Source organism: Uliginosibacterium sp. 31-12 (assembly GCF_030548425.1).
Classification (GTDB): Bacteria; Pseudomonadota; Gammaproteobacteria; order Burkholderiales; family Rhodocyclaceae; genus Uliginosibacterium; species Uliginosibacterium aquaticum.
Genome location: NZ_JAUOOA010000001.1, coordinates 120,773 through 144,966, shown reverse-complemented (window position 1 = coordinate 144,966; position 24,194 = coordinate 120,773). Strand labels below are relative to the sequence as shown.

At 62.3% G+C, this 24,194-nt stretch carries 23 protein-coding genes; 19 read left to right on the top strand and 4 right to left on the bottom strand.

What is annotated here, in order from left to right; all coding sequences use genetic code 11:
• Positions 1 to 809 precede the first annotated feature (809 nt).
• From Q3Y64_RS00700 to Q3Y64_RS00685, 4 genes are all read left to right on the top strand, one after another.
• The gene (locus tag Q3Y64_RS00700) at positions 810 to 1,817 is read left to right on the top strand and encodes a TRAP transporter substrate-binding protein (protein WP_101942357.1); all 1,008 of its coding nucleotides are present in this window, start codon (positions 810 to 812) and stop codon (positions 1,815 to 1,817) included.
• 73 nt (positions 1,818 to 1,890) lie between these two features.
• A complete protein-coding gene (locus Q3Y64_RS00695) occupies positions 1,891 to 2,496 on the top strand; it encodes a TRAP transporter small permease (protein ID WP_101942356.1) in 606 nt (201 codons plus the stop codon).
• On the top strand, positions 2,493 to 4,175 hold the full coding sequence (locus Q3Y64_RS00690) for a TRAP transporter large permease (protein ID WP_303559418.1): 1,683 nt from the start codon (positions 2,493 to 2,495) through the stop codon (positions 4,173 to 4,175). The genes Q3Y64_RS00695 and Q3Y64_RS00690 overlap by 4 nt, the downstream gene beginning before the upstream one ends.
• 154 nt (positions 4,176 to 4,329) lie before the next feature.
• The gene (locus Q3Y64_RS00685) at positions 4,330 to 5,487 is read left to right on the top strand and encodes an oligogalacturonate lyase family protein (RefSeq protein ID WP_303559416.1); all 1,158 of its coding nucleotides are present in this window, start codon (positions 4,330 to 4,332) and stop codon (positions 5,485 to 5,487) included.
• A 76-nt stretch (positions 5,488 to 5,563) separates the two neighbouring features.
• On the opposite strand, the gene Q3Y64_RS00680 is transcribed toward Q3Y64_RS00685, so the two are convergent.
• On the bottom strand, positions 5,564 to 7,483 hold the full coding sequence (locus Q3Y64_RS00680; protein WP_303559413.1) for an ABC transporter substrate-binding protein: 1,920 nt from the start codon (positions 7,481 to 7,483) through the stop codon (positions 5,564 to 5,566).
• A 269-nt stretch (positions 7,484 to 7,752) separates the two neighbouring features.
• Here Q3Y64_RS00680 and Q3Y64_RS00675 point away from each other — a divergent pair, with 269 nt between their 5' ends.
• From Q3Y64_RS00675 to Q3Y64_RS00635, 9 genes are read left to right on the top strand one after another with little or no spacing between them, the layout of a single operon-like run.
• Positions 7,753 to 8,904: a methyl-accepting chemotaxis protein gene (locus tag Q3Y64_RS00675; protein ID WP_303559410.1), complete on the top strand. Its 1,152-nt coding sequence runs from the start codon at positions 7,753 to 7,755 to the stop codon at positions 8,902 to 8,904.
• Between the two features lie 11 nt (positions 8,905 to 8,915).
• Positions 8,916 to 9,284 (top strand): response regulator, encoded by a 369-nt coding sequence (locus Q3Y64_RS00670; RefSeq protein ID WP_170021886.1) that lies wholly within the window; start codon positions 8,916 to 8,918, stop codon positions 9,282 to 9,284.
• Positions 9,285 to 9,298: 14 nt separating this feature from the next.
• Entirely contained in the window at positions 9,299 to 9,604 is a 306-nt protein-coding gene (locus Q3Y64_RS00665; protein WP_170021887.1) for a lipid asymmetry maintenance protein MlaB, read from the top strand.
• Entirely contained in the window at positions 9,601 to 11,625 is a 2,025-nt protein-coding gene (locus Q3Y64_RS00660; RefSeq protein ID WP_303559403.1) for a chemotaxis protein CheA, read from the top strand. The genes Q3Y64_RS00665 and Q3Y64_RS00660 overlap by 4 nt, the downstream gene beginning before the upstream one ends.
• Before the next feature lie 15 nt (positions 11,626 to 11,640).
• On the top strand, positions 11,641 to 13,266 hold the full coding sequence (locus tag Q3Y64_RS00655) for a methyl-accepting chemotaxis protein (RefSeq protein ID WP_303559401.1): 1,626 nt from the start codon (positions 11,641 to 11,643) through the stop codon (positions 13,264 to 13,266).
• An 8-nt stretch (positions 13,267 to 13,274) separates the two neighbouring features.
• Positions 13,275 to 13,790 carry a chemotaxis protein CheW gene (locus tag Q3Y64_RS00650; protein ID WP_303559400.1) on the top strand — a complete coding sequence of 172 codons (516 nt, stop codon included), beginning with the start codon at positions 13,275 to 13,277 and terminating at the stop codon, positions 13,788 to 13,790.
• Positions 13,791 to 13,815: 25 nt separating this feature from the next.
• A complete protein-coding gene (locus Q3Y64_RS00645) occupies positions 13,816 to 14,637 on the top strand; it encodes a protein-glutamate O-methyltransferase CheR (RefSeq protein ID WP_101942760.1) in 822 nt (273 codons plus the stop codon).
• Between the two features lie 22 nt (positions 14,638 to 14,659).
• Positions 14,660 to 15,769 (top strand): chemotaxis response regulator protein-glutamate methylesterase, encoded by a 1,110-nt coding sequence (locus Q3Y64_RS00640; RefSeq protein WP_101942758.1) that lies wholly within the window; start codon positions 14,660 to 14,662, stop codon positions 15,767 to 15,769.
• 12 nt (positions 15,770 to 15,781) lie between these two features.
• The gene (locus Q3Y64_RS00635; RefSeq protein ID WP_101942347.1) at positions 15,782 to 17,023 is read left to right on the top strand and encodes an EAL domain-containing protein; all 1,242 of its coding nucleotides are present in this window, start codon (positions 15,782 to 15,784) and stop codon (positions 17,021 to 17,023) included.
• A gap of 34 nt (positions 17,024 to 17,057) precedes the next feature.
• Here the strand turns inward: Q3Y64_RS00635 and Q3Y64_RS00630 are convergent, their stop codons facing one another.
• The 3 genes from Q3Y64_RS00630 to Q3Y64_RS00620 form a co-directional block, all read right to left on the bottom strand.
• Entirely contained in the window at positions 17,058 to 17,990 is a 933-nt protein-coding gene (locus tag Q3Y64_RS00630; protein ID WP_303559395.1) for a DMT family transporter, read from the bottom strand.
• A 151-nt stretch (positions 17,991 to 18,141) separates the two neighbouring features.
• A complete protein-coding gene (mnmA, locus tag Q3Y64_RS00625; RefSeq protein WP_303560364.1) occupies positions 18,142 to 19,236 on the bottom strand; it encodes a tRNA 2-thiouridine(34) synthase MnmA in 1,095 nt (364 codons plus the stop codon).
• Positions 19,237 to 19,270: 34 nt separating this feature from the next.
• Positions 19,271 to 19,720, bottom strand: coding sequence for an NUDIX hydrolase (locus tag Q3Y64_RS00620; RefSeq protein WP_303559393.1), 450 nt, complete (start codon positions 19,718 to 19,720; stop codon positions 19,271 to 19,273).
• Between the two features lie 133 nt (positions 19,721 to 19,853).
• Here Q3Y64_RS00620 and Q3Y64_RS00615 point away from each other — a divergent pair, with 133 nt between their 5' ends.
• The 6 genes from Q3Y64_RS00615 (at position 19,854) to Q3Y64_RS00590 (ending at position 24,015) form a co-directional block, all read left to right on the top strand.
• Positions 19,854 to 20,774, top strand: a complete 921-nt coding sequence (locus Q3Y64_RS00615; protein ID WP_101942344.1) for a branched-chain amino acid transaminase — start codon at positions 19,854 to 19,856, stop codon at positions 20,772 to 20,774.
• Between the two features lie 99 nt (positions 20,775 to 20,873).
• Positions 20,874 to 21,071: a zinc-finger domain-containing protein gene (locus Q3Y64_RS00610; protein WP_101942343.1), complete on the top strand. Its 198-nt coding sequence runs from the start codon at positions 20,874 to 20,876 to the stop codon at positions 21,069 to 21,071.
• Positions 21,072 to 21,118: 47 nt separating this feature from the next.
• Positions 21,119 to 22,111: a lipopolysaccharide heptosyltransferase II gene (gene waaF, locus Q3Y64_RS00605; protein WP_303559389.1), complete on the top strand. Its 993-nt coding sequence runs from the start codon at positions 21,119 to 21,121 to the stop codon at positions 22,109 to 22,111.
• On the top strand, positions 22,108 to 22,551 hold the full coding sequence (locus Q3Y64_RS00600; RefSeq protein WP_303559387.1) for a YiiD C-terminal domain-containing protein: 444 nt from the start codon (positions 22,108 to 22,110) through the stop codon (positions 22,549 to 22,551). Before waaF ends, Q3Y64_RS00600 begins: the two co-directional genes overlap by 4 nt.
• Before the next feature lie 13 nt (positions 22,552 to 22,564).
• Complete coding sequence (locus Q3Y64_RS00595) at positions 22,565 to 23,017, top strand: nuclear transport factor 2 family protein (protein ID WP_254048220.1); 453 nt, start codon at positions 22,565 to 22,567, stop codon at positions 23,015 to 23,017.
• A gap of 47 nt (positions 23,018 to 23,064) precedes the next feature.
• Positions 23,065 to 24,015: a hydrolase gene (locus tag Q3Y64_RS00590; protein ID WP_101942340.1), complete on the top strand. Its 951-nt coding sequence runs from the start codon at positions 23,065 to 23,067 to the stop codon at positions 24,013 to 24,015.
• Positions 24,016 to 24,194 lie beyond the last annotated feature (179 nt).

Sequence of the window (24,194 nt, the reverse complement as noted above, 5' to 3'; positions counted from 1 at the left end):
ACACCGCCAATGGTCGTTTTTCACCCCTCAACGGTGCATACACGCACCGGCTTGGGGAGAAACCAGAAGCTGCGCGTAAGAGTCGGTCTTACAGACGGCGCTCAACCATTACCTCCTGCAAGGCCTCGATCTACGTCTCGTGGCGAAAGGGCATAGAAGACACCCGCAGCCTTCACGAGGAGTGTGGCAGGCAGCCTTCTCATCCTGCACGCGCACTCGTGCTCGGCAAGATTCGTCAACAAATGTTGCAGCCCCACGCACAGTCGGCTCGCGCCCGCTTCCGAAACGGCGCGCAACAGGCCACCGGAATCGGGCCAGAAGGGCAGCCACACTCAGGACAAAAGCATTTTCAAACGCGCGCAGCGCTCGATCTAGGATCGCTTTCCAGGCTATCGGAAAAGCGCGCAAACAGCCCTGACAGAAAGGCTTTCAGCCCCCCTGCCCTTTGTCACCAAGCCATACCGCAGCCCGCCGGACAACCAGGGTCCTGCACAGCCTGTGCGCTTACCACTCATTCTTCCGCCTGAACAGGCAGTTCTGCGCCCACCTCGCCTGGCGCGCGTACGTGACACCAGGGACACGTCAGGAAAACCCCGATGCCACGCGGCATCTGTCACAGAGCACACTGCGCGCATTCGTACGCTCAACGTCCGAAGTGCCGCGCACAAGCGGGCTGGCAGCCATCCTTGCCATCAAGCCTTGTGTCACCCCCGACGGCAGGCCTTGCTGCAGCTGCGTTATGCAAGTCTGCCCGCATTGCATATAAACAAGGGAAGGCTCATCGCCTGCCCCCAGAGGAGAACCGCATCATGAATATCCGCCGCACCCTGTTGCTGGGCCTCATGGCACTTGCCACCAGCCCGCTGGCCTTCGCACAACAACCCATCGTCATCAAGTTCAGCCACGTCGTGGCCAAGGACACGCCCAAAGGCAAGGCGGCCGACCAGTTCGCCAAGCTCGTCAATGAACGCGCCGCAGGCAAACTCAAGGTCGAGGTCTATCCCAACAGCCAGCTCTACAAGGACGGCGAGGAAATGAACGCCATCCAGCTTGGCGCTGTGCAGATGCTGGCTCCGTCGCTGGCCAAGTTCGGCCCGCTGGGGGTACGCGAGTTCGAACTCTTCGATCTGCCCTTCATCTTCGATGACTACAACGCGCTGCATCGAATCACCAACGGCCCGGTAGGTGCCAGTCTGCTCAAGAAGCTAGAGCCCAAGGGCATCGTCGGCCTCGCCTATTGGGACAACGGCTTCAAGGATTTCTCGGCCAACAGGCTGACCAAGAAGCCCGAGGACTTCAAAGGGTTGAAAATGCGCATCCAGTCCTCGAAGGTGCTCGAATCGCAGATGCGCAGCCTCGGCGTGATCCCGCAGGTGATGGCTTTCTCCGAGGTCTATCAGGCGCTGCAGACCGGCGTGGTGGATGGCACGGAGAACCCGCCGTCGAACTTCTACACCCAGAAGATGCACGAGGTGCAGAAGTACATGGTGCAATCGCACCACGGCTACCTGGGCTACGCGGTGATCATCAACAAGAAGTTCTGGGACGAACTCTCGCCCGATCTGAAGAAGATCGTCTCCAGCGCCATGGATGAATCCACTCGCTATGCCAACGCGATTGCCTTGAAGGAAAACGCCGACGCCACTGATGCGGTGAAGGCCTCTGGCAAGACCCAGGTCGTGGCTCTCTCGCCAGCAGAGCGCAGCGAACTGAAGAAGGTCATGGTGAAGGTGCACAAAGAGCAGGAATCGCGCATCGGCACCGAGCTGATCAAGTCAGTCTACAAGGAAACCGGTTTCGACCCGGCCAAACCCTGATCAAGCCGCACAGCACGAAGGGGGCGCAAGCCCCCTTCGTGTTTTTCCCTTCGCCCCTGCTCAGGAGCCTCGCATGAAAATCCTCGATCATCTTGAAGAGTGGCTGATCGCCAGTCTGATCGGTGCAGCCACCCTGATCATCTTCCTCGCCGTAGTGCACCGCTACCTCGCCGGCATCGAAATCCCCTATCTGCAAGACTGGCTGCTCAGCCTGCATCTTGGCTGGGCCCAAGAGCTCACGATCATCATGTTCGTGTGGATGGCCAAGTTCGGCGCCGCCTACGGCGTGCGCACCGGCATCCATGTCGGCGTGGATGTGGCGATCAACGCCCTGCCCGAACGGATCCGCAACCGCTTCATCCTCTTCGGCCTCTTCGCCGGCGCGCTCTTCACCGCGATCATCTGCGTGCTCGGCTCGCGTCTGGTGTGGGGCAACGGGCTGAACTACGAATACAACCAGCTGATCGGCAGCACCGAATTCGTGCCGGAAGGTCCGGTCACGCCGGATCTGGAATGGCCCACCTGGGCGGTGTTCCTGGCCGTACCGCTGGGCTCGGCGCTGATGTGTTTCCGCTTCCTGCAGGTGGCCTGGAGTTTCTGGCGCAGCGGCGAATTACCGCATCACGATCACGGCGCGGTCGCCGGACTTGACGACGAAGCAGAAGGGAGCCGCGCATGAACGCCGCCATCATTTTCGGACTGCTGCTGGCCCTGATGCTCACCGGGATGCCAATCTCGATCTCGCTCGGCCTCACGGTGCTGACCTTCCTCTACACCATGACCCAGGTGCCAATTGAATCGGTAGCGATGAAGCTGTTCACCGGCATCGAGAAGTTCGAGATCATGGCGATCCCCTTCTTCATCCTCGCCGGCAACTTCCTGACTCACGGCGGCGTGGCGAAACGCATGATCAACTTCGCCACCTCGCTGGTCGGCCACTGGCATGGCGGCCTAGGGCTTGCCGGGGTGATGGCCTGTGCGCTGTTCGCAGCGGTCTCCGGCTCCAGTCCGGCCACCGTGGTGGCGATCGGTTCGATCCTGATGCCGGCAATGGTGAAAGCGGGCTTTCCAAAAAATTTCGGCGCTGGCGTGATCACTGTTTCAGGCGGGCTGGGCATTCTGATTCCGCCCTCCATCGTGATGGTGATGTATGCAGTGGCCACCAATGCTTCGGTCGGCGCGCTGTTCATGGCCGGCGTGATTCCCGGTGCGGTGCTGGCCTTACTCCTAGGGCTGATGACCTGGTGGCGCGCGCGCAGCCTGAATGTGCCGCGCATCATGGCCTTCCCGGAACGCAACGGTCTGCAAGCCACCATTGGCAGCTTGTTTGGCGTGTTCTATGCGCTGATGTTCACCGTCGTGCCGCCGTTGATCCTGGGCAGCTTCGTTGCCGCGCTGGCGCCCAAGCTAGGAGGCTTCGGCTGGTTTCTAGCCGCTACGTTCTGGCTTGCGCTCGCTCCGTGGACGACGAAAAACAAATGGGTCACGCGCATTGTCTATGTAGGTCTGATCGTACTCGGTGTTCCGGTCGCAGCCAGCGTGGCCCTTATCCAGACCTTTGGCGATCTGCCCACGCTTTATGCCGCTTTTATCCCGGTCGCACTGATGCTCGGCTGGCTCACGCTGATTCAGGCCTGTGGAACCTACACGAAGATCGCGCCGACCTTCAGGTTCGAGCTGATGTGGGAGTCGCTCGAAGTCTGGCGCGCCTACTGGAACAGTATCTGGGGGCTGCTACTGATCATCGTGGTGATGGGCGGCATCTATTCGGGTCTGTTTACGCCCACCGAAGCCGCCGCCATGAGCGCGGTGTATGCCTTCGTGGTGGCAGTATTCGTTTACAAGGATCTGCGCCTCAAGGACGTGCCGGGCGTGCTGCTGTCGTCGGCCAATATGAGTGCGATGTTGCTCTACATCATCACCAACGCAGTGATGTTCAGTTTCATCCTTACCAACGAACAAGTGCCGCAGCAACTGGCCGACTGGATGATGAGCATGGGGCTGGGCCCGATCGCGTTCCTTTTGGCAGTCAATATCCTGTTGCTACTCGCCGGCAACTTCATGGAACCCTCCTCCATCGTTCTGATCATGGCGCCCATCCTGTTCCCTGTGGCGGTGAAGCTGGGCATCGATCCGGTCCACTTCGGCATCCTGATCGTGGTGAATATGGAAATCGGCATGTGCACACCGCCGGTAGGGCTGAACCTCTTCGTGGCCTCCGGCATCGCAAAAATGGGGCTCACCGAAATCACAAAAGCCACCGGGCCTTGGCTCTTCACCATGCTGGCTTTCCTGGTATTGGTCACCTACTGGCCGCCGCTGTCATTGTGGCTGCCGAAAACGCTGGGCATGATGTAGATCGATCACTTCACACACTCAAAACGGGCGGGTCTCCTTGCAGAGAACTGCCCGTTTTTCATACCAGCACAGGAAATTTCACAGCGCCCCCGCTCAAAAACAGCCTAGGCAGACAAGGGTAGAATGCCCCCTTCATCTCTGGAGGAAGTCTTTCATGCCTAAAGGCCGCAGCATCCAGTTTCACTTCCAAGAATTCCGCGACCCCGACACCGGCGTACGCGTGACCCGCCTCTCCCCGCCCGACGTAGCCTGCCCGCGCAACTACTTCTATCAGAAGTGCTTCACCAACGATGGCCGCAAACTGCACTTCGGTGGCGAGTTCGACGGGGTGTTCAACATCTGGATGCTGGATCTGGATACGGGCCTCGCCCGCCAGATCACTGAGGGCACGGGCGATAACTATCACGGCGCCTATCTCTCGCCCGACGATCAGTACCTCTTCTACACCAAGAGCGGGCGCGAGCATCGCCGGGTGGATCTCGCCACCCTCGAAGAGAAAATCATCTATACCGTGCCGCCAGAGTGGAAAGGCGCCGGCACCTGGGTGCCCAATTCCGCCTGTACGCACATCGCAGCGATGGAAATCCTGCAGGCCGATGTGGTGACCGGCGTGAGTGGCTGGGAGCGTTTTCGCAAACAGTTCGAGGTCAATCCACGCCAGCGCCTGATGGATATCGATATCGCCACCGGCGAAGCCCGCGTCGTGCTGGACCAGCGCCGCCACATGGGGCACCCGATGTTCCGCCCCTTCGACGACAGCATCATGGGCTTCTGCCACGAAGGCCCGCACGATCTGGTCGATGCGCGCATGTGGTTCATCAATTCCGACGGCACGAACCTACGCAAGGTGAAGGAGCACGCGCCGCACGAATCCTGCATGCACGAATTCTGGGTGCCGGACGGCTCCAGGCTCATGTATGTGAGCTACACCAAGGGCGATCAGGATCGCTTCATCGGCGCAGCGGACCCGGTGACGCTCGTCAATGAGAACATCATGGCGATGCCGCCCTGCGCGCACCTGATGAGCAATTTCAACGGCAGCCTGCTGGTGGGCGACGGCGCCGGCCAGCTCGGTGACGTGGCAGACAAGGACGGCCACGCCTTCGAGGCCGATCCTTACATCCACCTCTTCGACATGGCCAGTCGCAGCCACCGCAAGATCTGTCGCCACGACAGCACCTGGGCCGAATACAAGGGCAACACCCAGGCCACCCATCCGCACCCGTCCTTCACGCCGGACGAGAAGCAGGTGCTCTTCGGCAGCGACCGCGAAGGCAAACCGGGGCTGTATCTGGCGGATCTGCCGAACTAAGCTGCTCGGCGCCTGCACTCCTGAGCGACAAAAATGGCGACCCTCGGGTCGCCATTTTCATGTGCGCAGCCCGGCCCTATTTCACGTAATAGAACTGCTGCGGCAGGGTGGCGCCGGGCGAAGCGTAGGTCCAACCGTAAGGGAAGCGCTCGGGCACATTCATCAGCTTCGCGTTGCGAATGCCGGTGGTGGGCGGATTGCGCACCGTGCCGATGATCTCGAACTCTTCCTGACACAGGGCCAGGATCTGGCGGAACAGCTCGTCAGCCTCGCGATCCGATCGGGCACCGATCCACTGGTCGTAAAGCTTGAGGCGCTTCTGCATGTTTTCGGTCGGCGCTTCGCCTTCCTTGCCATGGGTTTCGTACCAGCGCACCCAGGGCAGTCCCTGGCGCGATTCGGTGGCATGCACGGCCACGTAGCCACGCGGGTCCAGCGTCGGATCCATGCCGCCGTTGAGGCCTTCGATCACCGTATCGTAATCATTGGTCTTGGCGCGGTCGTAATGCAGGGTGCGCTCGGCCGGGCGGATCACCAGTTCGATGCCCACATCCTTGAAGTGCTTGCGGATCAGCTCCGAGTTTTCCATGGCCTGACTGGAGGACACCATCACCGAGTGATACAGACTGATCCGGCCGCCCGACGGATACTGGCGATAACCATCGCCATCCCGCTTGGCGAGGCCCAGCTTGTCGAGCAGGGCGTTGGCCTGTTTGGGGTCATAGTCGGTGTATTGCTTGGCCAGCTTCTCGTTGTAGAGCCGATGCTGGCGCAGCGGCCCGATCTGCCAGGGCTCGCCCTGGCCCAGATAGACGATGTCGTTGATCTCCTTGCGATTGAGTGCGAGCGACAGGGCGATGCGGAAATCCTTGGTACGGATCAGCTCGCGCAGCTTGGCGTTCTTCGTCGTGTAGTTCAGGAACAGGGCACCCGAATTGGTCGGCGTGGGCACCAGATTCAGGATCGTGTATTTGCCCTTGGCGGCATTTTCGGAAAGCAGCGGCCGATTCTGGATCGCATCGATATGCCGCACCTGAAAGTCCAGCTGGCCATTGATCGCAGCTAGCACGATGGTCTCGATCTCGGAGATCACCTGGAACTGGACCTTGTCCACATAAGGCAGTTGCTGGCCCTTGCTGTCCACCTGCCAGAAATACGGATTTCGCTGCATCAGCACCTTGGTGGCGCCGCCGCTGTAGGGCTCCTTCACCACCCACGGGTCCAACGTTGGCTTGTCGGGATTGCCCCAGCGCGTGGGCGCCTCAGGCTCACCACACTTGATGCGCAAGAGCTGGGCCCAATCCTTGGCGCTGGCGGCCTTGATGAGCTCATCCACCTTCGGGTTGTACTTCGGGTGGAACTGGCTGCAGTAGTGCTTGGGGAACATCACCGGATGTTGACCCAAGGGCGTTGCCAGTTGCTCGACGAACTGGCGATAGGTGCCGGCAAACCTGAAGCGCACGGTCTGCTCGTCGATTTTGTCGACCTGCATCGGCTTGTCGTTGATCTGGTATTGCGCCGGCATCGCGTTGAGAAACTGCTTGTTGGCCAGGAGATCATTCACCGCGAACAGGATGTCGTCGCTGGTAAAAGGAGCGCCATCCGACCAGCGCAGGCCACGGCGCAACTTGAAGATGTATTCGGAAACATCGGCGTTAGTACTCCAGCTTTCGGCCAGATTCGGTACCACACCAGAGAAATCCAGCTTCCAGCGGGCGAGCCCCTGCACCCCGATCATGCGCAGGATCGCATTGCCATCTCCATTGCCGCGCAGGGCCGAGCGAATCGTTCCGCCGTACTGGCCGGGCTTGCCCTGGCTGATCACTTCCGGTTTCTCCGGCAAACGCTGGGCCAGCGCCGGCAACTTGCCGGCCGCCACCTGTGCGGCCAGCTCCGGGGCCTCGCCCGCCCAGGCCACCCCGGCCCCCATTCCGGCGGCGATCAACACACCTGCCACCACGCGTGGCCAGGCACGCTGTGGATTCAGTTTTTTCATAGTGCTCTCCCCCTGCCATTCATTGGCAGGCGGGATTCTGCCCGATCAAATCTGCCGGCCCGGCTTATGTTTTCTGCCCCTGCAGAAAGCACTTCTGCGCCGCCACAAAGCACTTCGGGCACCACTTCGTAAAAGACTGATACAGGCTAGGCAAAAGCCCTGCCCAAAAGTACATGGCCCATCAAGCCACAAGGCAGGAAAACCGTTATGGCTCCTGCACGGGCGGACTCTTTCTGCCGCGTGCGGACTTGATCTGATCGGGGGAAAGCATGTCCGCTCCAACAGCCAGTGTGCGCGTCCGCGCCCTTGCCGGCACCAATCTGCTGGCCCTGACATTGCTTGCCAGCAGCGGGTGGGTGGGCTTTATTGTCGGCCTGGTGATGGGCGCACTGATGCTGTGGCTACTCGCCAGCATCGATCAAACCAGCCCCGCCCAGCCGCTGAGCTTCAGTGAGCCGCTCGTCAGCAGCTCACCCAGCGGGCCCGAGCAGCATGTGCGCGAACGCTATTTCGCCGTCGCCCATGGTGTCGTGCCGCTGTGGCTGCGTCATGTCCAGTCGGTGCGCCAGCAACTCGATGAAGCCTCCGCCCAGCTCGCCAGCCAGTTCTCCGGTATCAGCCAATTGCTGGGCCAGGTCAGCGGTGCAGACGACAGCCAGGCGGCGATTGCCGCCGTGCAGCGCGCCGAGAGCGGCCTGCGACAGATCAGCAGCACCATCGATCGTGAACACGAAATCACCACGGCACTCATCAACCAGATCGCCAGCGTAGCCAGCCATATGGAAGGCCTGCGCTCGATGGCTGCCCAGGTCGGCGCAATTGCCAACCAGACCAATCTGCTGGCCCTCAATGCCGCCATCGAAGCCGCACGCGCGGGTGAAGCAGGGCGCGGTTTTGCGGTGGTGGCCGACGAAGTACGCAAGCTGTCGACCCAATCGGCCGACACCGGCAAATCGATTGCCGGCACCGTGCAGACCATCAACGATGCCATGAGTACCGCGATGCAGCTCTCCGAACAGGCCGCGACCCAGGAAGAGCTGATGCGCAAGGAATCTGCCGCCACCGCGCACGACATCGTCGAGGAATTCAACGCCGTCACCTCACGCATGCAGGCTTCCATGCAGGCCCTGCAGGAAGAGCGCAACACCGTGCGCAGTCATGTTGAAGAAGTGCTGGTGCGCATGCAGACGCATGACCGCATCAACCAGGTGATGGATCACGTGTGCATCGATATGAGCCGCTTCGACGAAGTTTCGCAAGACATCGCCGCACGCGGATTCCAGGCCGTCGACATGCCTTCGCTGGAGGAGTGGCAGGCCGAGCTCTCCAAGAGTTACACCATGCTCGATCAACACCGCGTGCACCGCGGCGAGGCCAGCCCGGCAGCCGCCACTGCCGCGCCAGCGATCACATTTTTCTGAGGACCCTGCTTATGGCCAAAACCATCCTGATTGTCGACGACTCCTCCAGCCTGCGCATCACGCTCGCCATCGCCCTCAAGGGGGCCGGCTACGAAGTGGTGGAAGCCTGCGACGGCAAGGATGCGCTCACCAAGCTCGACGGTCGCAAATACAACCTGATCGTTTCCGACGTGAACATGCCAAACATGGACGGCCTCACCTTCGTGAAAGCCGCCAAGCAACTGCCCGCCTACAAATTCACCCCGATCATCATGCTCACCACCGAGAGCGATCCGGCCAAAATGGCTGACGGCAAGGCTGCCGGCGTGCGAGCCTGGGTGGTCAAGCCCTTCCAGCCGCCCGCCCTGCTCGATGCCGTCTCCAAACTGATCGCCCCCTGACCGGAGAAGCTCCGATGGAACTCACGATTCTTGATCCGGGCCCGCAGCGGCGCATCGCGCTGGCCGACGAAGTCAGCATCGCCGACGCCGCCGAACTGCGCGACGCCCTGGCGCTGGCACTCACCACCTCCGAACAACTGGAACTTGATCTCTCCGGCCTGGAGAGCATTGACGTAGCCGGCCTGCAGATCCTCACCGCCCTGCTGCATGAATCCCATCCGGTGCGCATCACGGCCCCCTCGGAAGCTTTCGTGCAGACCGTTGAACTGCTGCAGCTCGAACCGCTGCGCAGCGCCTGCCAACAGGAGGCCCTCGCATGATCGATCTGGACCGCGCCCGCGCCGCGCTCATCGAAGAATCGCGCGAACTTCTGGCCGCCATGGATGCGGCACTCCTGCGCATGGAGCAGGAAGGACCGGACCCGGAGGACATCAACGCCGTATTCCGTGCAGCGCACACCATCAAGGGTTCGGCGGGCCTCTTCGGCCTCGAACTGATCGTGGATTTCACTCACGTGATGGAAAGCGTGCTGGTGCAGGTCCGCCAGGGCACGCTGCATGCCGATGCCACCCTGCTATCGCTGATGTTCGACTGCGGCAGCTACATCAGCCGCCTGATCGACGAACTCGAACAAGGCCATGAGCACAGCGAGCCAGACCCGGCCCAGCGCGCGCATCTGCTCGCAGCCCTCAACACCTGCCTCGGCAAACCGGCCACCAGCGCCAGCACGGCCACCGGCAACGCCCCGGTCAGCACTGCCAACGCGCTGCACCACTGGCGCATCAGCCTCAGTTTCTACCCCGAAGTGCTGCGCGATGGCATGGACCCGCTGTCCTTCATCCACTACCTCGCGCGCCTCGGCGAGATCGTGGCCATCCATACCGACAGCGACAGCCTGCCGGCACTTGCCGACATGGATCCTGAATGCTGTTACCTGAGCTTCTCGATCCTGCTCGATTCGATTGCCAGCCAACAGGAGATTTCCGCCACTTTTGATTTCGTGGCCGAGGGCAGCGACATCCGCATCGAGCGCATCGAGGCGCCGGCACCGCAGCCTGGCTCCAGCGAAACCACCGCCCAGCCCGCCGCCCCAGGCGCCAGTGCCCCGCGCGCACCGCGCCGTGCCACTGGCGAGCAGACCTTCGTCAAGGTCGAGGCACGCAAGCTCGATGAACTCATCAATACCGTCGGCGAGCTGGTGATTGCCGCCGCCAGCGGCCAGCTCTTCGTGCGCCAGCAGCAGTTCTCGGCCGTGGGTGAAGTGATGGGCGAGATCGAAAAGCTCGTCGAGCAGATCCGCAACAAGAGCCTCAATCTACGCATGACGCCGATTGGCGAAATTTTCCAGCGCTTCCCGCGTATCGTGCGCGACGTCTCCAAGGATCTGGGCAAGAAGATTGAGCTCTCGATCAGCGGCGCCGAAGCCGAGCTGGATAAATCCATGATCGAGAAACTCGCCGATCCGCTGCTGCACATCGTGCGCAATGCCATCGACCACGGCATCGAGCCCATTGAGCAGCGCCTCGAAGCCGGCAAGCCTGCCGAGGGTCGGCTGAGCCTGAATGCCTTCCAGGATTCGGGCGGCATCGTGATCGAGGTGCGCGACGACGGCCGTGGCCTCAACCCGGCCAGGATCCGTGCCAAGGCCATCGAGAACGGCCTGATTGCACCCGATGCCCAGCTCGACGAACAGGCCACTTTCGGCCTGATCTTCAAACCCGGCTTCTCAACCGCGGAACAGGTCACCGATCTTTCCGGACGCGGCGTGGGCATGGATGTCGTGCGCCGCAATATCGACGAGCTGCACGGCGCCATCGAGATCGAGTCGGTGCTCGGCCAGGGCAGCACTTTCCGCATCCGCCTGCCCCTCACCCTGGCCATCATCGATTGCTTCCGCGTGATGGTGGGCGAGCGCAACTTCGTGATTCCGCTGGAACTGGTTCTCGAGTGCATCGAGATCGAGGACGAGCCGGACGCACAGGACATCATCAACCTGCGCGGTGAGCCGCTGCCCTTCGTCAAGCTCTCCGATGTATTCGGCATTCCTGCACACAGCAGCGGCGAATACCGCTCGATGCTGATCGTGCAGAGCGGGCGACGCCGCGCCGGCATCCTGGTCGACCGCCTCGTCGGCGAACTGCAAGCGGTGATCAAACCTTTGGGCTATCTCCTGTCCGGCATTCACGGACTCGGAGGCGCCACCATCCTGGGCGACGGCAAGGTCGCCCTGATTCTCGATGTACCGGCCCTCTTCGACCGCACCTCGCAGGTCGAAGCCAGCCGCGTGCGTCTGGCCGAACAGGGTGGCGAGCGCGCCCCCCGCACCATCCAGCTGTCCTGAACCAGGAGATTTGCCATGAAACTGATCCACAAGATGTTGCTTCTGGTCGTCGCGGCCCTTGCAGGCCTCGTCTTCCTCGCCTGGTTCGCCGGCAAGGAGACCACCAAAGTCTTCGAGAGCGCCAACTTCGCCAACGAAAACACGGTGCCCTCGCTGCTGATCCTGAACGACGCCATCGATCCCTATGCCAAGAACCGCGTACTGCTGTGGCGCCTGGCCATCTCCACTGATCCCAAGGATCGTGAAAAGCTGCAGAGCGACATGCTCAGTAACGAAAAACAGATTCACAAGGCGCTGGCTGACTACGAGAAAGTCATTTCCAACGACAACGATGCCAGGCTGCACAAGGCTCTGAAAGATGCCTTCGACGAATACTTCGGCTTCAAGAACAAGGTCGTTGAACAGGTCAAGAGTACCAATGCCGATAGCCTGAACAAGACCGACAAGCTCGTCACCCTGATGAAGGAGCACGCCACCTACACCGCCAAGCTCTCCAAGGCCTTTGACGAAATCTTCAACGACAATGCCCAGACCGGCAAGGAAATGGCCACCGAAGCGCTCAAAGTGCGCGAAAGCGCGCAGAACATCTCCATCCTGGTGACCGGCATCTGCCTGCTGGCCATTTTCGGCATTGGCGCCTTCGTCACCATCAGCACCCTCCGTTCGCTCGGTGGCGAACCCGCTTATGTGGCCGAGATCGCGCGCCAGGTGGCCCAAGGCAATCTCGCCGTAGAGGTCAATGCCAAGAACAAGAACAGCGCCCTCGGGGCCATGAAACTGATGGTCGATCGCCTCTCGGTGATCATGCAGAAAGTACGCTCCTCGGCTGACGCCCTGGCTTCGGCTTCCGAAGAGCTGGCAGCCTCCTCCTCCTCGCTGGCACAGAACTCCGGCAACCAGGCCGCCAGCGTCGAAGAAACCAGCGCTTCGATGGAAGAAATCTCTGCCACCGTGTCGCAGAACGCTGAAAACGCCAAGGTCACCGACACCATTGCCGCCAAGTCCGCCGACGGCGCCAAGCTCAGTGGCGATGCGGTCGCCGATACCGTTGCGGCAATGCGCCAGATCGCCGAGAAGATCAGCATCGTCAACAGCATCGCGTACAAGACCAATCTGCTGGCGCTGAACGCCGCCATCGAAGCTGGCCGCGCCGGTGACTATGGCAAGGGCTTCGCCGTGGTGGCCTCCGAAGTCGGCAAGCTGGCTGATCGCAGCCAGGCCGCCGCCGAGGAAATCAGCTCGCTCGCCAGCAACAGCGTCGGCCTCGCTGAACGCGCCGGCCATCTGCTGGGCGAAATGGTGCCCGAGATCGCCCGCACCTCCGATCTGGTCAGGGAAATCTCCGCAGCCTCGGGCGAGCAGCAAAATGGCGTGGCTCAGGTCAACATGGCCATGAACCAGCTCACCCAGATCACCCAGGCCAACGCGGCCGCTTCCGAGCAGCTCTCCTCGACAGCTGAAGAGATGAGCAGCCAGGCCGTCGAGCTGCAGCAGGCGGTGAAATTCTTCAAGCTGCGCCACGACGCCTCAAGCTTCATCGAACCGGAGTCGAGCATCGACATTCCGCGCGGCGCCAGCGAGAACCTCAGCAAGAGAGTCAAGCCCGGCGAAGTCGATGAATCCCTGTTCACCGGATTCTGAGGTGCATCATGAGCAGCAATGACCAGAGTCCGCGCCGCTACCTCACCTTCACGCTACACAAGGAGGTGTTCGCGGTGCCGGTGGGGCCGATCCGCGAAATCATCGAGTATCCGGCCGTCACCGAAATCCCGCTGGCCCCCGAATTCCTGCGCGGCGTGATCAACCTGCGCGGCTCGGTGGTGCCCCTCATCGACATCGCCGCGCGCTTCGGCCGCGGCCCCTCGGAGATCACCTGGCGCACCTGCGTGATCGTGTTCGAAGCGAGCAGCGAAGACAGCCTCCATCAGCTTCTCGGCATCATGGTCGACACGGTGCACGAAGTGCTCGATGTGGCACCCTCTCAGGTCGAACCGCGCCCCGAATTCGGCACCGTGCTACGCACAGAATTCGTGGCTGGCATGATCAACCGCAACGGCAAGTTCGTAGTGGTGCTGGATATCGACAAGGTGCTCAACTCGCACGAGTTGCGCCGCCTCATCGACCAGACCGAGATGAACCCGCAAGCCGAGCCTGCCAGCGTCTGAGCGGGAGAAGCGCGTGGACATGCACATGCCCCGGCTTCCCCACCCGCTCTCCGATCAGAGCTTTGCCTGGCTGCAGGCTTACTTCGAACAAGCCAGCGGCATCCGGCTGCGCCCCGAAAAGAAGATGCTGGTCATCAGCCGGCTGCAGAAACGCCTCGAAGCCCGTCGCTTGCCGGGTTTCGAGGCCTACTGCGCACTGCTGCGCGATCCTGCCGAAGAAGCCGAGCGACAAAAAATGCTCGACGCACTCACCACCCACGAAACCTATTTCTTCCGCGAGCCACGCCAGCACGAGCACTTTGCACAGACCGCCCTGCCCGGCTTCAAGCGCAAGCCGGTGAAAGTGTGGAGTGCCGCCTGCTCCAGCGGCGAAGAAACCTGGAGCCTGGCCATGCAGCTGGCTGAGCACTTCGGCCTGCATGGCTGGGAGCTCACCGGTAGCGACATTTCCACCCAGGTGCTGGAGCATGCCGCGCGCGGCCTGTATCCGCTTGAGCGCCTGCAGAACATGCCCGAGCACACGCTGCACCGTTGGTGTCGCAAGGGTCTGGAGCGTTACCACGGGCAGTTCCTGATCGCCCCCGCCTTGCGCCAGCGCGTGCGCTTCCAGCAGCACAACCTGCTGGAGCCTGCCAGCGCCCTGGGCGAATTTGATGTCGTGTTTCTGCGCAACGTACTGATCTACTTCGACGCCCCCCGGCGTAGCCGCATCCTCGCCCATGTCGTCGCCCGCCTGCAGCCCGGCGGCTACCTCTATCTGGGCGAATCCGAAACCCTTACCGCCCTGCCAGCCGGCATGCAACAGACCGGTACCGCAGTCTTCCGTCGCACCCAGCCCACAAAATGAGGAGAGCACTGTGATCAAAGTCATGATCATCGACGACTCGGCGGTCGTCCGCTCGGTACTGCAGGAAATCCTGCAGAAGCATCACGGCATCCAGGTCATCGGCGCCGCGCCTGACCCCATCTTCGCCCTGCAACGCATGCAGACGCAGTGGCCCGATGTGATCGTACTGGACGTGGAAATGCCACGCATGGACGGCATCACCTTCCTGAAGAAAATCATGGCCGAGCACCCCACGCCCACAGTGATCTGCTCCTCGCTCACCGAAGCCGGGGCCGAAACCACCATCCAGGCCATGGAAGCCGGCGCGGTGAGCATCATCACCAAGCCCACGGTGAAACTCACCGAATTCCTGCGTGATTACGAGGACGAGTTTCTCACCGCAATCCGCGAAGCCGCCGGCGCCCGCCTGCGCCCACAAGCCCTGCGTCGCCCCACGCCGCCGCCCACGCCGCCTTTCAGCACCCCGGCTGCGCGGGCCAGTCTGAGCGCCGAGCGCGCCAACGAAAAACTCACTGCCGATGCCGTACTGGCACCGCCCTCCGGGCGCAGCGCCATGGCCCGTACCACCGACCAGTTCATCGCCGTGGGCACCTCCACCGGCGGCACCCAGGCGCTCGAATATCTCTTTGGCTGCCTTCCGGCCACCACCCCCGGTATCGTCGTGGTGCAGCACATGCCGCCGATGTACACCAAGAGCTTCGCGGCCCGGCTCAACGAACGCTCGCCGATGAAGATCAAGGAGGCCGAAACGGGTGATCGCATCCTGGCCGGCCACGCCCTGATCGCCCCGGGCGGCAAGCATCTGGTGGTGCGGCGTAATGGCGCGCAATACGATGTGGAGGTCGTCGACGGACCGCTCGTGTCGCGCCACCGCCCCTCAGTGGACGTGCTCTTCCGCTCGGTCGCCAAATCTGCCGGCGCCAATGCCCTTGGCATCATCATGACCGGTATGGGAGACGATGGCGCACGCGGCCTGAAGGAGATGTTCGATGCCGGCGCCCGTACCATTGCCCAGGATGAAGCCAGCTGCGTGGTGTTCGGCATGCCCAAGGAAGCCATCAAGCACGGCGGCGCGCGCGACGTGATGGGCCTCGAAGCCCTGCCCACCGTGATGCAGTCTTTCGGACGCTGAACAAGACACCCCATGCGCAACGGCCTGCCCCGCCCGATCAAGCTCTACGGCGCGCTGGTTGTCGATGACAGCAGCGTGCAGCGCATGAACGCCGTAGACATGCTGCAGAGCGCAGGAGTGCCGCGGGTGCTCGAAGCGGCGGATGGTCGCGCCGGGCTCGATCTGATCCGCAACCAGACGCCACCCCCCGCCTTTCTCATCGTCGACCTCGAAATGCCCGGCATGGACGGCATCGAAATGCTGCAGGCACTGGCCAACGAGAACTATCGCCCGCCCTTCCTGATCGTCAGCGGCCAGCAGCCGAACCTGCTCAGCTCGATCGAAACCATGTGCCAGGAACTGGGCCTGCCGATTCTCGGCGCCTTCTCCAAGCCGCTCACCCGGATCCAGCTTCAACAGGGGCTGGAAGGCTTCAGCCGAATGGTCGAGATCCGCGAGCATCCGGCGATCGATGCGGGCCTCAAGGTTTCACCAGAAGTCCTCGCTGACGCACTCGCCCGCCAGGAAATCCTTCCGCACTTCCAGCCCAAGCTCAATCTCGTGAGCGGCAAACTGGAAGGCTTCGAATCGCTCGCCCGCTGGACCAGCCCACACTTCGGGCCGATTCCACCGGTGGCCTTCATCCCGGTGGCCGAAGCGCATGGCCTGATTGATGACCTCACCCGGGCGATGTTCGATGCCGTGCTGACCCGCATGCAGCAATGGCAGGCAGAAGGCTTCCATCCGCATGTAGCGGTTAACCTCTCCACCCGCTCCCTGGCAGACCGCTACTTCTGTGATGACCTGATCCGCCGCACCCAGAGCGCAGGCATTCCACCCGATCGCCTGATTCTGGAAATCACCGAATCCTCCCTGATGAGCGATCTGGGCGCCGGCCTCGGCGCCCTTGGGCGCTTGCGTTTGAAGGGATTTCGCCTGTCGATGGACGATTACGGCACCGGATTTTCCACCGCCCAGCAACTCTCGCGCCTGCCACTGACCGAACTGAAGATCGACCGCTCCTTCGTGGCCGATGCGCCGGGCAAACCCAGCTTGCGCACCATCCTCGCCTCGATGATCAGCATGAGCCTGGATCTGGGGCTCAGCACGCTGGCCGAAGGCGTGGAAACCGTGGAGCAGCTCCGTCTGCTGCAAAGCCTGTCCTGCCAGCAAGTGCAAGGCTTTCTGCTCGGCAGGCCGATGCCGGGCGAAGCCGTGCTGCCCTGGTGGCAGGCTGAAGAGGCCCGCATCGTGGCGCTGATTACTGGCGAGTGAGGCTAGCCGCAGCGTTCAAATCATCCTCAGCGGATCAAGCCTTGCTGGCTGATGCTTCGCGGGTTACCAGCCAGATCCCGCCGCATACCAGCAGCAAGGCCAGCAGGTTCTTCCACTCAAGGATTCGCTCGTCAAGGAACAGGGCCGACAAGCCTGCACCAAAGATCGGCACCAGAAAGTTGAACACCGTCACCAGACCGACACGGTTGTACTTGAGCAGGATGGTCCACAACGCAAAGGCCACCGAGGACAGCAGCACCATGTAGGCCATCAGGGCCAGTGCAGCCGGCGAAAACGCTTCGAGCTGCCCGCCGAAAGACCAGCCCGCCGCCAGCAGAGCCAGCCCGCCAATGAAGAGCTGCCAGCCCGTGAGCACCACCGAATCGATGCGCTGCGACAATTTTTTGCCGTAGATCGAGGCGGCCGAGAGGATGAAGGCCGCCAGCACCACGCTGCCCTCGCCCAGCAGGCTGAAATGGAAGTCCAGCAGCGCGGGGCTGAAGTTCACCACCAGCACGCCGGCAAAACCGATCAGGCAGCCGGTGATGCGCGGCGCACTGAGCTTGTCGTTGTGATAGATGAAGTGCGCCAGCAGCACTGAGAAAAAGGTGCCGGTGGCATTCATGATCGAGCCCTTCACGCCAGTGGTGTAGGCCAGCCCGAGGTAGAAGAACACATATTGCAGCGCAGTCTGGGTCAGCCCCAGCAGACACACCTCGCCCGCCGCGCGGGCGGAAGCAAGGCGCAGCGACTTGCCCGAGAAATGCGCAAACACCAGCAACAAGAGGCCGGCCCACACGAAGCGCCAGCCCGCAAACAGCAGCTTGCCGGGAATATCATCCGCCGCGATGTGCAGCAGAGCGTAGCCATTCTTGATCGCCGGATAGGCACTGCCCCACAAGAGGCAACAGAGTGTCGCGAGCGCGAAAACGACGGAGCGGCGGGTGAAGAAACTGGAAGTGCTCATGCATTTTCACCAGAAAGAATTCACGAGGCCGACGCTGCGGAAGAAAGCGTCGTGAGCGCTCCGAGGTCACAAGGAGCAACGCAGCCGTACTGCAGTGCGGCGAGTAACAGAGTCGCGAGATCGGGGCGCGCAGCAGCTTTATTCGGTAGCGTCAGAGAATGATGCCGCCACCGAGACAGACACGGCTCTCGTACACGACCACCGACTGGCCCGGCGTCACCGCCCACTGCGGCGCGGCAAAGCCGATCTCGGCGCGGCCATCGGCCAGCGCATCGATGCTGCAGGGCTGATCCGAGGTGCGATAGCGCGGCTTGGCGGCATACACCCATTGCGTGCGCGGCTCTCGCCCGGAGATCCAGTTCAGATCGGCCGCGATCAGGCGCTCGCGCTGCAGCGCAGGGTGATCGTGGCCCTGTACGGCGTACAGGACATTGGCCTGCATGTCCTTGGCGGCCACATACCAGGCCTCGTGCTCGCCCGCCACGTCATTGCCCTTGATGCCGCCGATGTTGAGGCCCTTGCGCTGGCCAATGGTGTGATACATCAGGCCCTGATGCTCGCCGATCAGGCGATTGTCATCCAGCGCGCGGATTTCGCCCGGCTTGGTCGGCAGATAGCGCATCAGGAATTCGCGGAAGGGGCGCTCGCCGATGAAGCAGATGCCAGTGGAATCCTTCTTGGTGGCCACATGCAGGCCAGCACGCTCAGCGATCTCGCGCACCTCGCGCTTGTAGATGTTGCCCAGCGGGAAGATGGCTTTCGAGAGCTGCGCCTGGTTCAGGCGATACAAAAAGTAGCTCTGATCCTTGGTGCCGTCATCCGCCTTCAGGAGCTGGAACTCGGTACGCCCGTCGTTCTCGAAAGCGCACACGCCGGCATAGTGACCGGTGGCGATCTTGTCCGCACCCAGGTCCACAGCGTGGTCGAGGAAAGCCTTGAACTTGATTTCGCTGTTGCACAGGATGTCCGGATTCGGCGTGCGGCCGGCCTCGTATTCGCGCAGGAAATCCGCGAACACGCGATCCTTGTACTCCTTACTGAAGTTCACGACCTCCAGGTCGATGCCCAGCACATCGCACACCGACACCACGTCGATCAGATCCTGCCGCGTCGAGCAATACTCGTCGTCGTCATCGTCCTCCCAGTTCTTCATGAACAGGCCGGTCACTTCGTAACCCTGTTGCTTCAGCAACAAAGCCGCCACCGCCGAATCCACGCCGCCGGACATGCCAACGACGACCTTCATGCCTTCTCCATCGATCTTCATGGATTCCAATCCTTCAACCGTAATGCCGGATCACTTCCAGCGGATAGCGCTGGCCGGCCAGATAATCCTGAATGCACTGCATCACCAGCGGACTGCGCCAGCGCTCGGGCTGGGCGGCAAGTTCCTCGGGCGTCAGCCACACAGCGCGGATGATGCCTTCGTCCAGCTCGCGTCCGTCTTCGAAACCGGTCGCCCGCGCGGCAAACGCGAAACGCAGATAGGTGATGTCGCCACTCGGGCGCGTCCATTGGTAAATGCCCACCAGCGCGTCAACGGCAACATGGTGGGCCGTCTCCTCCAGCGCCTCGCGCACGCAGGCTGCCTCCAGCGATTCACCTTCATCCAGATGGCCGGCCGGCTGATTCAGGCGCACGCCATCAGCGGTGTGCTCTTCCACCAGCAGGAAGCGCCCTTCGCGCTCGACGATGGCGGCTACGGTAACGTGCGGTTTCCAGATCGACATGGCAGCCAATGCAGTGCAGCAAAGGCCGGATTGTAGCCCGGATCAGTGCGGGGTCAGCCGGGGAACGGTGGGCAGCAGGAGCGGCTTGAGCTAAAATCCGCCGCTTCCCTCAACGGTTTTCGGAGTTCCTGACATGTCGATGGCTGATCGCGATGGCTTCATCTGGATGGACGGCAAGCTGGTGCCCTGGCGCGACGCCACCACCCACGTGCTGACCCATTCCCTGCACTACGGCGTGTCCGTCTTCGAAGGTGTGCGCGCCTACAAGACCGAACGTGGCACCGCGATCTTCCGCCTCAAGGAACACACCGACCGCCTGTTCACCTCGGCACACATCTACATGATGAAGATGCCGTTTGATAAGGAAACGATCAACGAAGCCCAGAAGGAAGTGGTGCGCGCCAACAAGCTCGAATCCTGCTACCTGCGCCCGATCGCTTTCTACGGCTCCGAAAAGATGGGCATCTCCACGCGCGGCGCCACCGTGCATGTGGCGATCGCCGCCTGGCCCTGGGGCGCCTACCTGGGCGCTGAAGGTCTGGAGAAGGGCATCCGCGTCAAGACCTCCTCCTTCGCCCGCCACCACGTGAACGTGACCATGGCCCGCGCCAAGGTTGCCAGCACCTACGCCAACTCGATCCTCGCCAACCTCGAAGCCACCCAGGACGGCTACGACGAAGCCCTGCTGCTCGACACCGAAGGCTTCGTGGCCGAAGGCGCCGGTGAGAACCTGTTCATCGTCAAGAACGGCGTGATCTACGAACCCGAGATCGCCTCGGCACTGACCGGCATCACCCGCGACACGGTACACACCCTGGCCCGCGAACTCGGCTACGAAGTGCGCACCCGCCGCATGACCCGCGACGACATCTACATCGCCGACGAAGCCTTCTTCACCGGCACCGCCGCTGAAATCACCCCGGTGCGCGAGCTGGACAACCGCGCCATCGGCGAAGGCAAGCGCGGCCCGGTTACCGCCGCCGTGCAGGCCCGCTTCTTCGATCTGGTCGGCGGCAAGCTGCCCGAGCACGACAACTGGCTGCACTACGTGTGATGTAGCCCGGATGCAGCGCTGCGGAGTCCGGGAGCGCCCCGGATTCCAGCTTGCAGCCTTCATCCAGGCTACGGACCTGACCCATTACAGGAGATTCCCATGGCCGAGAACACCCACAAAGACCAGCCCATCGCCGTCGAAGCGAAAGACCTGCCACTCGCCTGCCCGCAACCGGATGCCCCGCTGTGGGCACGCCATCCGCGCGTGTTCCTCGACGTGGCACATAGCGGCGAAGCCAAGTGCCCCTACTGCGGAGCCCATTACGTGCTGCACGGCGAAGCCCCCAAGGGCCACTGAGCTTTCACCATAACGGGCCTCCGGGCCCGTTTTCATTTGATCGCCTCATGCGCATTCTGATCATTGCTCCATCGTGGATCGGCGATACCGTCGCCGCCCAGACCCTCTTCATGCGCCTGCGCGAGTACCACCAGTACGCAGTGATCGACGTGCTGGCGCCGCCCTGGGTAGCCGCCGTGCTGCGTGCCATGCCTGAGATCAATGGCGCGGTCATCGACAACCCCTTCGCCCACGGTCAATTGCGGCTGAAGGAGCGCTGGAGGCTGGCACGAGAGCTCAAGCAGCGCGCTCATGACGCGGCTTACGTACTGCCCAACTCGCTTAAATCCGCGTTGATCCCCTTCTTTGCCGGAATCCCCCGGCGCGTGGGTTTCACCGGCGAGTCGCGCTATGGCCTGATCAATGTTCGCCACACTCTGGATAGCGTTACCACGCCGCTGCAGGTCGAACGCTACGCCATCCTCGCCGAGCCGCCGGGCAAGCCCCTGCCCCGCCCCTATCCCTTACCCCGACTCCGCGCCGGCTCCGTCGCCGCCACGCTGCAACGCCTAGATCTGAGCGCGGTACCGGCCCCCGTGGTGTTCTGCCCCGGCGCAGAATTCGGTCCGGCCAAGCGCTGGCCTGAAAAACACTTCGCCGCACTGGCCCGCAGCCTGTTCGAGCAAGGTATCCCGGTGTGGCTGCTAGGCTCAAAGAAGGACGCGGCTGTCGGCGAGGAGATCCTGCGCCTGTCGGCAGGCGCAGCCCGCAATTTGTGCGGTGTCACCAATCTTGCCGAGGCGGTGGAACTGATCTCGATCGCCCGTCACGTCGTCACCAATGACTCCGGGCTGATGCATGTGGCTGCCGCGCTGGGCACACCGCTCACCGCCCTGTTCGGCTCTTCCAGCCCCGGCTATACGCCGCCACTGTCGGAGAAGGCGCAGGTCATTTCCCTCAGACTCGAATGCAGTCCCTGCTTCCAGCGCGAATGTCCGCTGGGCCACCTCGACTGCCTCAACAAGATCACGCCCGAGCGCGTGGCCAGCACGCTGCGATGAACAACACCGAACTGCAGGCCTACTTGCACGCCCATATCCCACTCTCGGCCGCGATGCAGGTCGAGGTGCGCGAAGCCACGCCGGAATACATCGAGTTGCATGCGCCGCTCGCGCCCAACGTGAATCATCGCGGCACCGCCTTCGGCGGCAGCATCGCCACACTCGCCACCCTGGCCGGCTGGAGCCTGCTACGCGTGCGCCTCGATGGCATGGAGCCCTTGCCTCATCTGGTTATCCAGCGCAACACCATGGAGTTCATGCGGCCAATCCCGGGCGCTTTTTCAGCCCGGGTGCATTTCCCGGCAGATGCCGACTGGCCCGGTTTCCAGGCGAAGCTCGCCGAGCGCGGCAAGGCCAAGCTGAGCCTGCAGGTCGAGGTGCTCAGCGACGGAGCTGTCGCCGCTCGTCTGGATGGCGTGTTCGTCGCCCTGACGGTGTAGGATTGCGCATTCCATGACCACCCCGACCATGAGCGCGCCAACCTCCACCTACCCGAGTCCAGACGACGCCGAACAGGCGTTCTACGACGCCTTCGCGCACAGCGATCTGGAGGCGATGATGAGTGTCTGGAGCGAAGACGAAGAAACCGTCTGCGTGCATCCGGGGGGCTCGCGCTTCACCGGCCTGGCTGCCATCCGCGAATCATGGAAGCAGCTCTTCGACACCGGCATGAAATTCCAGGTACGCACCAGCAGCGTGGTGAAGACCCATTCAGCCCTGGTAGCGGTACACAGCCTGCTCCAGCATGTCAGCGTGGAGGGGGATGACACCATGACCCCTCCCTTGATCACGACCAACGTTTACACCCGCGGCCCGCGTGGCTGGCAACTGTTGGTCCACCACACTTCGCCGGCGCCGGACACCAGCGGTCTGATGATGCAGGAATCGCCGCGCACGGTGCATTAGGCAGCCCCTATACTTCCCCTAAACAAGCAATAAATCCGGGGAAGCACATGAAGTACACCGCACCTGTCTGGCTGCGCGGCGCGCACGCGCAGACGATCTGGCCGCTCGCCATCAAGGGCGACTTGCCACCTTTGCGACGCAAGCGCTGGAAAACTCCGGACGAAGATTTCATCGACCTCGATTTTCTGCCCTCACGTGAAGGCCAGCCGATCGTGATCCTGTTCCACGGCCTGGAAGGCTCCAGCCGCAGTCACTATGCCCGCTCCCTGATGCGCGAAGTGCATGCGCGCGGCTGGAATGGGGCTGTCGTGCATTTCCGCGGCTGCTCCGGCGAGCCCAACCGCCTGCCGCGCGCCTACCACTCGGGCGACGCGAATGAAGTGGACTGGATCCTGCGCCGCTTTGCACGCAAATATCCGGAAGTGCCACGCTACGCTGCCGGCGTCTCGCTCGGTGGCAATGCCTTGCTATGCTGGCTGGGCAGCCGGCGCGAAGAAGCGCGCGGATTGATCAACAAGGCCGCTTCGGTTTCGGCGCCAGTGGATATGCTGGCAGCGGGCTATCACCTCGGCCAGGGCTTCAACAAGATTTACACGCGCTACTTTCTATCCACCATGCGCCCGCGCGCGCGTCAGAAAGCTGAACAATTCCCAGGCCGTTTCGATGCCAGCAAAGCCATCAAGGCCCGCAACCTGGCGCAGTTCGACGATGCCTTCACCGCACCGCTGCACGGTTTCAAAGGCGTTGAAGACTACTGGAAGCGCGCCTCCTCGCGCCCGCTGCTGGCAAGCATCGCCGTGCCCACCTTAATGCTGCATGCGCTTAACGATCCCTTCATGCCCATCGAAGCCCTGCCCTCTCAGCGCGAGATCTCGCCGCATGTGCGTCTGGACTTCCCGCCCGAGGGCGGCCACGTCGGCTTCGTCACTGGCCCCTTCCCGGGCCGGTTGGACTGGATGCCCAAGCGCCTGCTGCGCTATTTCGAGCACGCAAAGTAAGCACACAAAGCTGAAAAGAAAACGCCAGCACACATGCTGGCGTTTTTACTAAACAACACTTTATTCAGTGCAAGGCAGAGTGCGGCAGCCATCGTAGCGAGCGGGTCAAGGCTGAAGCGAGGAGCGGAAGCTTATGTGAATACGCTGAGCACCGGAGCTTCAGGATTGGTCCACGCAGT